Source organism: Symbiopectobacterium purcellii (assembly GCF_019797845.1).
GTDB lineage: Bacteria > Pseudomonadota > Gammaproteobacteria > Enterobacterales > Enterobacteriaceae > Symbiopectobacterium > Symbiopectobacterium purcellii.
Window position 1 is genome coordinate 3,337,163 of sequence record NZ_CP081864.1, and the last position, 13,612, is coordinate 3,350,774.

At 53.1% G+C, this 13,612-nt stretch carries 14 protein-coding genes and 1 pseudogene; 5 read left to right on the plus strand and 10 right to left on the minus strand.

The features are described 5' to 3' along the window. Nucleotides 1-79 precede the first annotated feature (79 nt). The 8 genes and pseudogenes from K6K13_RS23765 to dgt all read right to left on the minus strand — a co-directional run bounded on the left by K6K13_RS23765 (nucleotide 80) and on the right by dgt (nucleotide 8,631). A complete protein-coding gene (locus K6K13_RS23765; RefSeq protein ID WP_434064617.1) occupies nucleotides 80-217 on the minus strand; it encodes a hypothetical protein in 138 nt (45 codons plus the stop codon). Beyond that, a pseudogene (locus tag K6K13_RS15615) lies at nucleotides 197-1,072 on the minus strand (sulfate/molybdate ABC transporter ATP-binding protein); the annotation flags it as partial. The pseudogene K6K13_RS15615 and the gene K6K13_RS23765, both read right to left, overlap by 21 nt. After that, nucleotides 1,062-1,946: a sulfate ABC transporter permease subunit CysW gene (gene cysW / locus K6K13_RS15620; RefSeq protein ID WP_222157816.1), complete on the minus strand. Its 885-nt coding sequence runs from the start codon at nucleotides 1,944-1,946 to the stop codon at nucleotides 1,062-1,064. The gene cysW and the pseudogene K6K13_RS15615, both read right to left, overlap by 11 nt. 10 nt (nucleotides 1,947-1,956) lie before the next feature. After that, complete coding sequence (cysT, locus tag K6K13_RS15625; protein WP_222157817.1) at nucleotides 1,957-2,769, minus strand: sulfate ABC transporter permease subunit CysT; 813 nt, start codon at nucleotides 2,767-2,769, stop codon at nucleotides 1,957-1,959. Between the two features lie 96 nt (nucleotides 2,770-2,865). Then, nucleotides 2,866-3,876 (minus strand): sulfate ABC transporter substrate-binding protein, encoded by a 1,011-nt coding sequence (locus K6K13_RS15630; protein WP_222161127.1) that lies wholly within the window; start codon nucleotides 3,874-3,876, stop codon nucleotides 2,866-2,868. Between the two features lie 244 nt (nucleotides 3,877-4,120). Next, nucleotides 4,121-5,278, minus strand: a complete 1,158-nt coding sequence (locus tag K6K13_RS15635) for a CdaR family transcriptional regulator (protein WP_222157818.1) — start codon at nucleotides 5,276-5,278, stop codon at nucleotides 4,121-4,123. 205 nt (nucleotides 5,279-5,483) lie between these two features. Next, the gene (gene degP / locus K6K13_RS15640; protein WP_222157819.1) at nucleotides 5,484-6,917 is read right to left on the minus strand and encodes a serine endoprotease DegP; all 1,434 of its coding nucleotides are present in this window, start codon (nucleotides 6,915-6,917) and stop codon (nucleotides 5,484-5,486) included. A gap of 202 nt (nucleotides 6,918-7,119) precedes the next feature. After that, nucleotides 7,120-8,631 carry a dGTPase gene (gene dgt, locus K6K13_RS15645; protein WP_222157820.1) on the minus strand — a complete coding sequence of 504 codons (1,512 nt, stop codon included), beginning with the start codon at nucleotides 8,629-8,631 and terminating at the stop codon, nucleotides 7,120-7,122. A gap of 129 nt (nucleotides 8,632-8,760) precedes the next feature. Here dgt and mtnN point away from each other — a divergent pair, with 129 nt between their 5' ends. The 5 genes from mtnN (at nucleotide 8,761) to K6K13_RS15670 (ending at nucleotide 11,595) form a co-directional block, all read left to right on the plus strand. Further along, nucleotides 8,761-9,462 (plus strand): 5'-methylthioadenosine/S-adenosylhomocysteine nucleosidase, encoded by a 702-nt coding sequence (mtnN, locus tag K6K13_RS15650; RefSeq protein ID WP_222157821.1) that lies wholly within the window; start codon nucleotides 8,761-8,763, stop codon nucleotides 9,460-9,462. After that, nucleotides 9,462-10,283, plus strand: a complete 822-nt coding sequence (gene btuF, locus K6K13_RS15655) for a vitamin B12 ABC transporter substrate-binding protein BtuF (protein WP_222157822.1) — start codon at nucleotides 9,462-9,464, stop codon at nucleotides 10,281-10,283. The genes mtnN and btuF overlap by 1 nt, the downstream gene beginning before the upstream one ends. A gap of 209 nt (nucleotides 10,284-10,492) precedes the next feature. Next, complete coding sequence (locus K6K13_RS15660; protein ID WP_222157823.1) at nucleotides 10,493-10,741, plus strand: type II toxin-antitoxin system Phd/YefM family antitoxin; 249 nt, start codon at nucleotides 10,493-10,495, stop codon at nucleotides 10,739-10,741. Next, nucleotides 10,731-11,015 (plus strand): type II toxin-antitoxin system RelE family toxin, encoded by a 285-nt coding sequence (locus K6K13_RS15665; protein ID WP_222157824.1) that lies wholly within the window; start codon nucleotides 10,731-10,733, stop codon nucleotides 11,013-11,015. The genes K6K13_RS15660 and K6K13_RS15665 overlap by 11 nt, the downstream gene beginning before the upstream one ends. 322 nt (nucleotides 11,016-11,337) lie before the next feature. After that, entirely contained in the window at nucleotides 11,338-11,595 is a 258-nt protein-coding gene (locus K6K13_RS15670) for a hypothetical protein (RefSeq protein WP_222157825.1), read from the plus strand. 85 nt (nucleotides 11,596-11,680) lie between these two features. On the opposite strand, the gene erpA is transcribed toward K6K13_RS15670, so the two are convergent. Both erpA and clcA read right to left on the minus strand, forming a co-directional pair. Then, nucleotides 11,681-12,028, minus strand: a complete 348-nt coding sequence (erpA, locus tag K6K13_RS15675) for an iron-sulfur cluster insertion protein ErpA (RefSeq protein ID WP_222157826.1) — start codon at nucleotides 12,026-12,028, stop codon at nucleotides 11,681-11,683. A gap of 92 nt (nucleotides 12,029-12,120) precedes the next feature. Beyond that, the gene (clcA, locus tag K6K13_RS15680; protein ID WP_222161128.1) at nucleotides 12,121-13,515 is read right to left on the minus strand and encodes a H(+)/Cl(-) exchange transporter ClcA; all 1,395 of its coding nucleotides are present in this window, start codon (nucleotides 13,513-13,515) and stop codon (nucleotides 12,121-12,123) included. Between the last annotated feature and the right edge of the window lie 97 nt (nucleotides 13,516-13,612).

Sequence of the window (13,612 nt, forward strand, 5' to 3'; positions counted from 1 at the left end):
AAATTGAATGAAAGACGCCCGCGATCGCGGGCGTATTGTTATGAACCGTTTGGTCTTTTTTCGAAACCGCCGCTGTCGTTTAAATTTCCCAATCGTGGTTATACACTTTGGATTTGAACTGGATAACATCGCCACGTTTCAACCCGTTGAGATTGATATCATCCTGCGCCACTTCGGCTTCAATCAGTTCGGGTTCTCCCTCAACTTTCAGGGACAAACGGGTCAATGCGCCCAAGGGACGAATATCTCGCACCACCACTGGCTGAAACCCTTCTCGCGTCTCGGAAGAGATCGCCACTTCATGAGGGCGGAACAGGATAGGTTTCTCACTGTGCGCCACTTTCAAGCGGTTGCTATCACCGAGGAAGTGATAGACAAACTCGCTGGCCGGGTGATTATACACCTCAGCAGGTGAGCCAATCTGTTCGATAACCCCCTTGTTCATTAGCACGATGCGGTCAGCGACTTCCATCGCTTCCTCCTGATCGTGCGTCACAAACACCGATGTCAGATTGATGTTCTCATGTAAACGCGACAGCCAGCGGCGCAGTGATTTACGCACTTTGGCATCCAGCGCGCCAAAAGGCTCATCCAACAGCAAAATACGCGGCTCAACAATCAGCGCACGGGCCAGCGCAATACGTTGACGCTGACCGCCAGAGAGCTGTTCTGGATAACGATCCGCCAACCAGTCTAACTGCACCATATTCAGCAATTCATGCACTTTCGCTTCAATGTCGCGCTTGGAAGGGCGGATGCTGCGCGGCTTCATGCGTAACCCAAACGCCACGTTGTCAAACACGGTCATATGGCGAAACAGCGCATAGTGCTGGAACACAAAGCCGACATTGCGATCGCGCACATCGTGTACCGACACATCTTCGCCGTGAAAAACAATCTGTCCGCTGTCCGGCTTTTCCAGGCCGGCAATGATACGCAACAAGGTGGTTTTTCCACAGCCCGATGGCCCCAGCAGTGCCACTAGCTCGCCGCTGTTGATGGCCAGATTAATTTCATTCAAGGCCCGGAACTGGCCAAACTGTTTGTTTATATTACGAATATCAATGCTCATTTGGAGCCAGCTCCTGTTGGTGTTTCTCAACCTGTTTTGCCAGACGCCCTTCACTCCATTGGCGCAGCAGCAATACCACTAACGACATCAGCAACAATAAAATCGCCACGCTAAAAGCGGCTACAATGTTGTATTCGTTGTAAAGGATCTCAATGTGCAACGGTAAGGTGTTGGTCAAACCACGAATATGGCCAGAAACCACCGACACCGCACCAAACTCACCCATGGCACGCGCCGTACAGAGCACCACGCCGTAAATCAGCGCCCATTTCACATTGGGCAACGTGATATACCAAAACATCTGCCAGCCGTTGGCACCCAGTAAACGGGCGGCCTCCTCCTCCTGAGTACCCTGCTGCTCCATCAATGGAATCAGCTCGCGCGCCACATAGGGCAAAGTGACAAAAATGGTTGCCAGCACAATTCCCGGCACGGCATAGACAATTTCAAGATGGTGCGCGGTCAGGAAAGGGTAAAAATAGCTTTGTGCACCAAACAGCAGCACGTACACCAACCCCACTACTACCGGCGATACCGAGAAGGGCAAGTCAATGAGTGCTAGCAGCAAGCTTTTACCGCGAAATTCAAATTTGGTCACGCTCCAGGCGGTCGCCAATCCGAACACCACATTAAGCGGTACGGATATTGCCGTCGCCAATAACGTCAGTTTCAGCGCAGAAATCGCATCCGGTTCCGAAATCGCCTGCCAGAACGCCCCCACGCCTTTCGCCAATCCCTGCGTCAGCACCATCAATAACGGCAATACCAGAACCAGAAAAAACACCAGCCAGGCCAGCGTCACCAGCACGTAATAGGTCGTTGCGCGTTTTTTTCCCTTGGGAGTACGCGCCGCGGTAGCAATTACCTGTTCCATTGTCACCGCCTTACAGTTTGGGCTGAATACGACGCTGCAACAGGTTAATCAGCAGCAGCATAATGAATGAGACCAACAGCATAAATACGCCGATACCGGTAGCACCTTTGTAGTCATACTGATCGAGTTTGGAGACAATCAGCAGCGGCAGTATTTCGGTTTTAAACGGAATATTGCCGGCAATAAACACCACCGAGCCGTATTCCCCTACCCCGCGCGCAAACGCCAATGCGAAGCCCGTCAACCAGGCAGGCAGCAGAGCGGGTAGCAGCACATGCCAAAATACCTGAGCCGGTTTTGCCCCCAGACAGGCGGCCGCTTCCTCCACTTCGCGAGGAATATCAGCCAGCACCGGTTGCAGCGTCCTCACCACAAAGGGTAAGGTGACAAAGATCAACGCCAGCGTGATACCCAGGCTGGTGTAGTCAATCTTGAATGGAAACAGTCCGCCGATCAGCCCATTCGGCGCATACAGTGCGGTAAGTGCAATACCCGCCACCGCCGTGGGCAGCGCAAAAGGCATATCGATCATGGCATAGATCACTTTGCGCCCCGGAAACTGATAGCGCACCAACACCCAGGCTAGCAAGGTTCCCTGGATGCCATTGACAAAAGCCGCCGCCAGCGCCGTGCCAAAAGAGAGTTGCAGTGAAAACAGCACCTGACGGCTGGTGATCAACGTCCAGAATTGTGCGAGTGTAAGCTGGCTGGCGTAGACAAACATGCCTGCCAGCGGGATCAGCACAATCAAACTCAAGTAGCTGAGGCTAAACCCTAAGGTCAGGCCAAAACCAGGAATGACGGGAGAAATGCGTCGTGACATACCAAGCCTTTCTTAATGCAATCGTTCAGTGAACCCGCTCATCCACATGGCAAAGCCGCTATCGAGGTAGCGGCCAGCCAGTAGGCATTTTAAAAGTTATTTATTGATTTCATTGAAAATCTTGTCAAAAACGCCACCGTCATTAAAGTATTGGTCCTGCACTTTTGTCCAGCCACCAAACTCCTCATCGATGGTCACCAGTTTCACTGGTGCGAATTGGCCTTTGAATTCTTCAGCAATCTTGGCATTGCGCGGACGGTAGAAATTCTTACCGATAATGCGCTGCGCATCGTCGCTGTAGAGGTATTTCAGGTAGGCTTCAGCCTGCTTTTGTGTACCTTTGCGCTCAACCACTTTGTCCACAACGGCAACCGGCGGCTCAGCCAGAATAGACAGCGACGGCGTGACGATTTCTAACTGATCGCCGCCCTGCTCTTTCAGTGACAGATAGGCTTCGTTTTCCCACGCCAGCAACACATCGCCCAGTTGGCGCTGTACGAAGCTGATGGTGGCACCGCGCGCACCGGTGTCTAATACCGGCGCATGACGATAAAGTTCAGTCACGAATTTCAGCGCGCTCTCATCACTGCCACCCGGCAGGTGTTTGGCGTAGGCCCAGGCCGCCAGGAAGTTCCAACGCGCACCGCCGGAGGTTTTCGGGTTAGGCGTGATCACTTCTACGCCCGGCTTCACCAGATCGCCCCAGTCCTTAATATTCTTCGGGTTGCCTTTACGTACCAGGAACACAATGGTGGAGGTATAAGGCGTGCTGTTATCCGGCAGGCGTGCCTGCCATTTGGGATCGATCAGCGGCTGGTTCAGATTCAGGGCATCAATATCGCCCGCCAGCGCCAGCGTCACCACGTCCGCCTGCAGACCATCAATGACCGAGCGAGCCTGTTTGCCGGAGCCACCGTGGGAGTTTTTAATGGAAAGCGTTTCGCCGGTGGTTTCTTTCCAGTGTTTAATAAAGGCAGCGTTATATTCCTGATACAGCTCACGCGTTGGGTCATAAGACACGTTCAACAATTCCGTTGCCGCAGACGCAGCGCCCGCAAATAATACCGTTGCTGCTGCAAGAGATACTCCCAGACGACGTATTGACATCATTATCACTCCCTCAACATTTTTTCGTAATTTGTGTAGTGTGTTTGGCATAGTGCGGGCAATAGGCTCACAACATGGAGTGACAATAGAGGATAGGGGGTGGGGGCAAAAATATTGTTTCGCGATAATTTATGCTCTCGCGTTATATTCTTTGAGCCTATTGAGTTTTTTAAATCTAAGCAGATTAGCGGTTGGTAGGCAGCGAAAAGGGGCCATAGGCCCCTTGGATCAATCAGATAGCAGATTATTCTTCTTCATCGAGTTGCAGGGCAACATAGAGCAGCAAACGATCGTCAAAGTTTCCCAAATCCAGCCCAGTCAGTTCGGAAATCCGGTTCAGGCGATATTCAAGCGTATTACGATGGATGAACAGCGCCTTAGCCGTAGCACCCGGCTGAACGTTATTGCGAAACCAGGCGTTAAGCGTGCGGCGCAGCAACCCATTGCCATCCATCGCTTTCAGTTTTGCCAGCGGACGAACCAGTTCATTGGCCTGCCAGCCACCGCGCAGACTATCGAGCAACACCGGCAGCATTAAATCCTGATAATAGTAGCAGCGCTGGCTGGGCATCCGCTGTTTCCCAACGCCCATGGTCGTGCGCGCAGTACGATAAGAACGCGCAATGCTGCCCGGTCCGGTAAAATAGTTGCCCAACGCCATCCGTACCCGCAGGCGTCCGCTCTCCGTCATGCGAGAGAACAGGTTATCCACGCGACGTCGATGTTCTTCGGCATCCCAGCGACCATGGCTGTTCAGCGCGGGTTTCAGCACCACCATTTCGGTCAGAGACACGATAGCGATCAGGTTATTGCGCTCGGGTGTGGTCAACAGCGTTTGTAACTGCTGCAATTCTGCCATCGCACTGTCCACACCCAATTGACCACTATCGACCTCGACAACGGCCACCACACGCGGCGTGTTGAGATCGATCCCCAGACGTTGTGCCCACTCCATCAGTGCGGGTGACAGCTCGTCGGTACGAATCAGGTTTAGCACCAGTTCTTCACGCAAACGGCTATCCTGCGCCAGCATGTGCAGCAGTCGAGCCTGCTCCAGCATCATCTCTGCGGTCATGCACACCAGTTCACCAAATTGACGCAAATGGGCGGGATTACCGGTCAGGCCGATTACGCCGACAATTTCACCGTCAATACGTAGTGGCAAGTTGATACCAGGCCGCACGCCGTGCAGATGGCGGGCAACTGCATCATCGATATCGACGACGCGCCCCTGTGACAACGCCAACAGCGCCCCTTCGTGCAATTCGCCCACGCGTTCTCGATCGCCGCTGCCTATAATGCGCCCACGGGCATCCATCACGTTGATATTGCTATCAATAATTTGCATGGTACGCGCAACAATATCCTGCGCCAGCTTTGCGTTGAGATGATATGACGCCATTCCCGCCCCTGGTATGAGAAAGTGACAATTGCACTATCATAACGTTGCCCTGAAAGCTGGACATTGTGCGATTTCACAAACATTGACCCAATTCATTAGAATTGCGGGAGGTATCACAAAATAATAGCGAGGAGGCGGATGACTAACGTGGAAGTAAAAAAGGAGCGTATCAAATACGCTCCTTTCAGTCTGAAATCGCTACTGTTTATTGTGCCAACAGATAAAGCGTTGTATTACCGCGCAGCACATTCAGTGCTAATACTGGAGGCTTGCTGTCCAGAATTTTACGCAGTTCGCCCAAATTCTGCACCGGCTGCTGGTTCACACCAAGGATCACGTCATCCTTCTTCAAGCCGATTTTCGCGGCCGCCGAATCGGCTTTCACCTCGTCTACCTTGACGCCTTTCTGACCGTCGATTTCGGTGTTGCTAAGCGAGGCGCCACTGATCCCCGTGTAGAGATTACCGGACGCGATCTGTGTCTGGTTGGTCTGCTGCAAGGTCACTTCTACCGTTAGCGGTTTGCCTTCACGCAGCAGCCCCAGCTTGACCTTGCTACCGACGGGTAAGGAACCCACCTGTGCACGCAGGGCTGCAAAGCTGCTGATCGGTTTATCGTTCAGCGTCAAAATGACGTCACCGGCTTTGATGCCTGCTTCGTCTGCGGCGGACTTCGGCCTGACCTGGCTGACAAATGCCCCGCGCTGCGCGTCCACTTTCATCGCTTGTGCCAGATCGGAATTGAGCTCGGTGCCGGTAATGCCCAGTTCACCGCGTTTCACGTCGCCAAACTCAACCAATTGCGCGGTCAGGTTTTTCACCATGTTGCTTGGAATGGCAAAACCGATACCGATGTTTCCGCCATCCGGAGCCAGAATCGCGGTGTTCAGGCCGATAAGCTCACCGTTAAGATTAACCAGCGCCCCGCCGGAGTTGCCTCGGTTGATCGCCGCATCGGTCTGGATGAAGTTTTCATAATTCTCGATGTTTAAACCGCTGCGCCCCAGCGCAGAAACAATACCGGACGTCGCCGTTTGGCCTAAACCATAGGGGTTACCGATTGCCACGGTATAGTCACCCACGCGTAGTTGGTCGGAATCGGCGATCTTGATGGCAGTCAGATTTTTAAAATCAATCAGTTGAATCAATGCGACGTCGGTACGCGGATCTTTGCCAATCACTTTGGCATCATACTTACGCCCGTCGTAGAGACGCACCTGAATCTTGTCGGCGTTGTCGACCACGTGGTTATTGGTGACCACATAGCCTTTCTCCGCGTTGATCACTACGCCAGAACCCAATGCCTGGAAGTTCTCACGTTTTGCGGGCGCGCCCTCTTCCCCTTCGTCCTCAGCCCCCTGACAAATCGGGGAGTTTTGGAAGGGTGAACCCTCCTGACAGAACGGCGAATTCTCACCGAAGAAAGGCTGCATCTGCTGCGGAATATTGCTGCGCTTGACGTCGGTATGCCCTTCAATGGAGATGCTGACGACGGAAGGCATCACTTTATCGAGCATCGGAGCCAAACTTGGCATCTGGCTGGATGTCGATACTACCGCCTCAGTCGCCGCAAAAGCCTGCCCCATGCTCATTGCCAGGCTCAGCGCCAATGCACTCAGAACCAATGATTTTCTTTTCATGATCTCTTATCTCGTCGTATCAACAGGTGAATCCCACGTCGCCGAACCTGTTTACCATCCCGCCCTCTCTCTATCGCGCTGGCGGGGTCGTAAACAGGCTCAATTGGCGTTCGCGCTATATCAGATAAACAAGAAAGCACAAAGTTCATCGCCGCGCGCTGGCCCAAACGTAAGCAAGTATGGAGCCGCTTTACATAAATTGTTATTCCGCCGCCATCAACCGCCGGTATTCGTCGTAAGCGTAAAGATCTGTCATTCCACTGATATAATCTTGAATCAATCGGGCCCGATAATAGTATTCCCAAATCTCCTGTTCCTCGCGAGACAGCGCAGAACGTTGGAGCAGGGCTTCACGATAGGCCAGGCAATGTTTGCTGGAAAGCTTGTGGTAGAGTCGGGTTTCGATGGGGTAGTGCGGATGCGTATCGTCATTCACCATCTGACTGAACGCGTCATAAGACATTTCCAGCAGCGGGTGGTAGATGTCCAATAGCCCCCCGATCACGCGATAGCCTTGCAGTTCCAGTTTTTCGACTTCTGCGTTATTAAAGACATACTTACGAGCTACCTCTTTGAACACCCGCAACAGTTTTGCCTGCGCGCCTTTATCTTCCAGCAGCGCCTCATCAAAAGCACCCGCGTAAATCGCAGGCAAATTTTTGATAAAACGATGCGCCGCGTAAGGCACCAGCCTCGCTACCGTATTGACGCGCAACTGCATAAAAAATTGATCGTCGGTGCTGCGCCAGCGGTGCCGTTTTCGACTTTCATAAGCCTGCTCCACGGTTTTGGCGAACAGATCGGAGGGATCGACCGTCCCCCAGGTTTGGCGCAGGTACAGATAAAGCTGCTCGGTGGTAAGGATCTCTTTTTCTACCGCATCCTCCAGATCGGCAACGCAGTAGGAGATATCGTCCGCGGCTTCCATGATGTAGGTGAGCGGAAAGCGATGGTATTCGTCCAGCGACAATTCCCGGCGCAGATCGGCAACAAAATCCTGCTCAGAAAGGTAATACCCCGGCTTTTTCATCAAATAGCGATAGTTGTCGGGCACCTCGCCGACCCAATACGCTGGCCGGGTATATTTGAGAATACAGCCCACCTGGCTGTAGGTAAGATTCAATTTAAGCAGCGTATGCACCAAACGAATCGCCTGTGCATTGCCTTCAAAATGGCTGAGATCCTGTCGTACCTGACGCCGCAATGCGTCATGCGTATCGCCTTTCAGCCGCAGGGCTTCAACCTGACACGCATCCTCACGCGACAATGCGTCATGCTGAATATAAGCGGCATCCAGCCGTTTCCTAAACCAGTTGTTGATGGCAGACTCACCAAAATGGCCAAAGGGCGGGTTGCCGATGTCGTGCATCAGGCAGGCCATTTCTACCATGCTTTCAAAAGGCGTCTGCCATAGAGACAGACCCAGGGCGTCCAGTCGATTTTCGCCTTTGATCCGCACCAGAATATCTTTGGCGATGTAGCGACCGACCTGCTGCACTTCCATAGAGTGTGTCAGCCGTGAACGCACAGCGGCGTTACGCTCCAGAGGAAATACCTGCGTCTTCTGCTGTAAACGGCGGATCGCGGCAGAGTTGATGATACGTCCCCTGTCGCTTTCGAACAGGCGAACGATGTCATATTCACTCTCCGCGGCGATCGGTTTGCTCAGAGGCCGCTGAACGCTGAATTTCTTTGAAAAATCGATATCGGACATCCCCTTCCCCCTTAACCGCCGCCAAAATCACGCCTGGGTTCCATTTCACCCCGTTAGCCATGATAGACTACACAACACAGACTACGGCTAACTATTCGAAATACTATTCGAAATTTTGTGGGGAATCTTATGAAAGTCGGCATCATCGGAGCCATGGAACAAGAAGTGACGATCCTGCGCGATCGCATCGAAAACCTCAGTACCTTCACACGCGCTGGATGCGAAATCTACAGCGGGTGGCTGAACGGCGTCGAAGTGGCACTGTTAAAATCCGGCATTGGTAAGGTTTCCGCCGCGATGGGCACCACGCTGCTGCTGGAACATGCCCGTCCTGACATGATCATCAACACCGGCTCTGCGGGCGGTCTGGCACCGACCCTGAACGTCGGCGATATCGTGGTATCCAGTGAAGCGCGCTATCACGATGCTGATGTCACCGCTTTCGGCTATGAAGCAGGCCAGATGGCAGGCTGCCCGGCGGCGTTTCCCGCTGATGGCTCCCTTATTGCGTTGGCCGAGCGTGCCATTGTCTCTTTGCAATTGAATGCTGTGCAGGGGCTGATTGTCAGTGGTGATGCGTTTATCAACGGTGCAGAACCGCTGGCTCGCATCCGCCGTACCTTCCCACAGGCTGTCGCAGTCGAAATGGAAGCCACCGCAATTGCTCATGTTTGCCATCAGTTTGGTGTGCCTTTCGTGGTGGTACGCGCCATCTCCGATGTGGCTGACAAAGCCTCGCACCTGAGTTTTGACGAGTTTCTAGCCGTGGCAGCCCAGCAATCGTCACGCATGGTGAGCGCCATGTTGCAAGAGCTCGCCGGAAAAGCCTGATGCGCGTTCGCGGGCTCACGCTTCTGGCAATACTGTGTCTGCTCATGGCCGGACGGGTCAGCGCAGAAACCGTCGCGCAGCGCATTATCAGTCTGGCTCCCCACGCTACGGAGTTAGCCTTCGCCGCCGGCATGGGCGATCAGGTGATTGGCGTGAGTGCCTGGTCAAACTACCCGCCTGAAGCGCAACAGCGGGAACAGGTTGCCTCCTGGCAAGGCATCAATCTGGAGCGGGTGCTGGCCTTAAAGCCGGATTTGGTTCTGGCCTGGCGTGAAGGGAACCCGCAGCGACCGCTTGAGCAACTCTCGGCTTTTGGCATCCCGGTGGTGTATCTGGACCCCACCTCGTTGGAAGCAATACCAACCATACTGGAACAGCTTGGGCAATACAGCGCACACCCAGAGGTTGCACGGCAAAATGCGCAGGATTTGCGTCAGCAACTGGCTGATTTGAAAACACGCTATGCCCATGCGCCAAAACATCAGGTGTTTCTGCAATTTGGTACACACCCGTTGTTCACCTCAGGTAAGCAGTCGTTGCAGAACCAGGTACTTGCTCTGTGTGGCGGCGTCAATGTTTTCGATGACAGTAAGGTGCCTTGGCCGCAGGTCAGTCGTGAACAGGTATTACGGCGCAACCCACAGGTGATCATTATCACTGGCACCGCAGCCGATGCGGCCGCCACGCGTGATTTCTGGTCGCCACAGTTGTCCGTGCCAATCATTACGGTAGACGAAGATTGGTTTAATCGCAGCAGCCCACGCATGTTGCTGGCAGCCCAGTACATTTGTCAGCAACTCGCCGCCCTCCCCGCCCAGTAAATCACAGGGTCATGCCTGCGCTCGTGCAGGTATGACCCTGTCAACGCAAAGCAGAAGTGGCACTACTGCTGCAAAACAGAGGTGTGATGTGAACGATCGAAAGGCGGTGATAACGATGAAGAAACGCCTAGATTCGCCAGACGTTTTTAGCACCTTTAAAAGCACTCTTAAGTGACCTATAATTAACACTCTGAACAGGAGGGTACATTATGGCATTTCAGATTTTAACCACCACTGCGGCAAGTATTACAGAGCTTAAACGAGATCCTATGGGGACGTTCAATGCCGGAGAAGGCGCACCAGTCGCAATTCTAAATCGCAACGAACCCGCTTTTTACTGTGTACCACCGGCCTTGTATGCACAGCTGATGGAAATTTTGGAAGATCAGGAGTTGGGGCGAATTGCCGATGAGCGAATCGGTGAGGCAGTAATCGAGGTCAATATTGATGACCTATAAGCTGGCCTTTAATGAATCAGCGCTGAAAGAATGGAAAAAATTGGGCCATACCCTTCGGGACCAATTCAAAAAGAAGCTCATTGAGCGTCTACAGAACCCACGGGTGCCGGCATCACAACTTCATGGACGGAAAGACCAGTTTAAAATCAAGCTCCGTGGCGCAGGCTACCGACTGGTTTACAGTGTCAACGATGACATTGTGACCGTCACGGTAATTGGCGTGGGTAAACGAGAAAATGATGATATCTACACGGCAACCCAGCACAGAAATTAATCACCCCGGATACCCGATATTGCTCCCAGGATAATTTGAAGCCTGTCAAATTCCATACATCCCATAGTAACCCTTTCTTTTATCATAAAAAATCCCTCCTAAAATCATATGAGGGCACTTTAGAAGTGCTCAAAGGGGCATTACAGTTTGGCAATTACAGATATGACTGCACGCTTTTCATCCAGATAAAAAGCGGTTATCATGCTGAAAATGGTCAAAATGCAACCATTTTCAGACAAGAAACAAACCAAAACATAACGATTTGATAACGCACGTTTGTGCACTGAACCGGCAACGGTTCTTTTTAACACCAGGTAGAAAAGTGATAAAAATAAGTCTGCTTAACGTGGGCCTGCTGATGCTGGCCTGCAATACTGCGTATGCAGCAAGCACCAGCGGGCAAATCAATGTAGGACTGAACGTGGTTGCTGTCTGTGAGATCAGAGAAACCGCAGCCACCGCCCACGTTGAGTGCCCGAACGCAAAAGCGCTGATGCCTAAGATTACGCAAACCTCGCTACGCGCAGGGGCGCGTACAGTAACCCATCAGGAACCGCGGCTGATCACGATTGAGTGGTGATGACGCAGGTTGGTTTATTCAGCCCGTTAAAACAAAAAACCGCGTTGAAGAACGCGGTTTTTTTTCGGCATCAGCGATAGGATAATCAGATACTGAAAGAAGAACCGCAGCCGCAGGTGCTTTTCGCATTCGGGTTAGTGACCACGAAGCGCGACCCTTCCAGACCTTCCGTGTAATCCACCGAACCACCGACCAGATATTGCAGACTCATCGGGTCTACCACCAGCGCCACGCCCTGTTTCTCAATGGTCATGTCGCCGTCGTTAATTTTATCGTCGAACGTGAAACCATATTGGAAGCCGCTACAGCCCCCCCCGGTGATGTAGACGCGAAGCTTCAGCTCCGGGTTCTCTTCATCAGCAATCAGGACTTTCACCTTTTTTGCCGCCGCATCAGTGAATTGCAGCGGCACAGCCATTACTTCATCGCTCATTGTCGTACTCCCAGCTTGTCTTTTATTGGGCGGCGCACGCCGTTTGCCTTATCCCAATCATACGCTCATTATCCAACAGCGGGAAACAAGGTTCAAGGTTTGGCCTTGTGTTCATTTTCCGCACGCTGCTCTACCGCATTTTGCCGTTGCAGCGTTCGGGCCAAAATCGCAGAGTATAGCGGTTGTCCGCCTAAAAACTGCGCCATTAACGTCGCGCCCAGGCAGGTAATGATCATGGGCAGAATCAGCTGATAGTTGTCCGTCATTTCCAGCACCAGCACAATCCCAGTCAGCGGGGCACGTACTGATGCCGCAAACAACGCGCCCATTCCTGCAATGGCAAAGGTGCCAGCCCCTAATGCATAGTCAGGGAATGCGCTGTGTAAGATCAGCCCGTAGGCACCACCTAGCACGGTGCCCAACGCCAACATCGGCGCAAAGATCCCGCCGGGTGCGCCAGAGCCAAAGCACAACAGCGTCAGCACCATTCGCAACATAAATATCAGCAGCAGCATGCCCACGCTGCAGTGCGCCGCCGTTACGTCGGGAATAATAGCAAAACCCCCGCCGGAAACGTCGCTGAATGTCAGCGAAAGCACACCACATAGCCCACCGGCTAACATCCCGACCAGCATAAAGCGTGTCAGGCTCTGCCCATGAAAACGCAAAAACAGCGCCTGCGTCCCCAACACCAGCCGGTTAAACACAACGCCAACCGCACCAAACACCATGCCTAACAGCAGATAACACCATAGCGTGTTGACCGGGGCATCGGGCAGTGTGCCAACGTGGATAACCGCCGCCTCACCGTTAAACACCCGAAACACCACGCTGGACATGATGACGCCAATAAACACAGCTTTAATGGAGATCAAGTTGTAGCGAAACTGGGGCCGCATCTCTTCAATAATGAACAAGATCCCTGCCAGCGGGGCGTTAAACGCCGCTGACAGCCCAGCTGCAGCACCGGTTGCCAGCAGTGAATGACGCACGTCTGCGCGTTTGGCCGACAACAAGTCTGCGATCATTCCCCCCACGTTGCCGCCGAGTTGAACCGTTGGCCCTTCCCTACCCAATACCATGCCAGCGCCAAGCGTTCCCAAGCCACCGAAGAATTTCACTGGCAATACGCGCCACCAGCGTACCGGGCGAAGATCCTCCAACGCGCCTTCAATCTCCGGGATCCCCGAGCCACCCGCTTCTGGCGCAAAACGGCGCACCAGATAATACCCCCCGGCAGCCATCAGTCCAGAGAGGAGAAACGCCAGCGGCCAGCGCCACTCAGCGTGCGCCCACTGCGTCACCGTTTCCAAACGAAGTGCTTGCAGTGCACTCACCCCTTTCTCAAAAGCCCCCCCAATCAGACCGACTAACGTGCCCACCAGGGCAGCCAGCACCAGAATCATCACCGGCGTTTTATCACGGCGCAGGAATTGCCGAATCGCGGCACGGCGTACGTCAATCAGGGAAATATCGCGGGAAGTCATCACAGGATAAACCAAAGCAGCTAATACCAAAGAGGTAAAGTATACGCCCATCCATCCCATAGCGCCTCTCTCGCCCTCTAACATCAACGACGCGAAT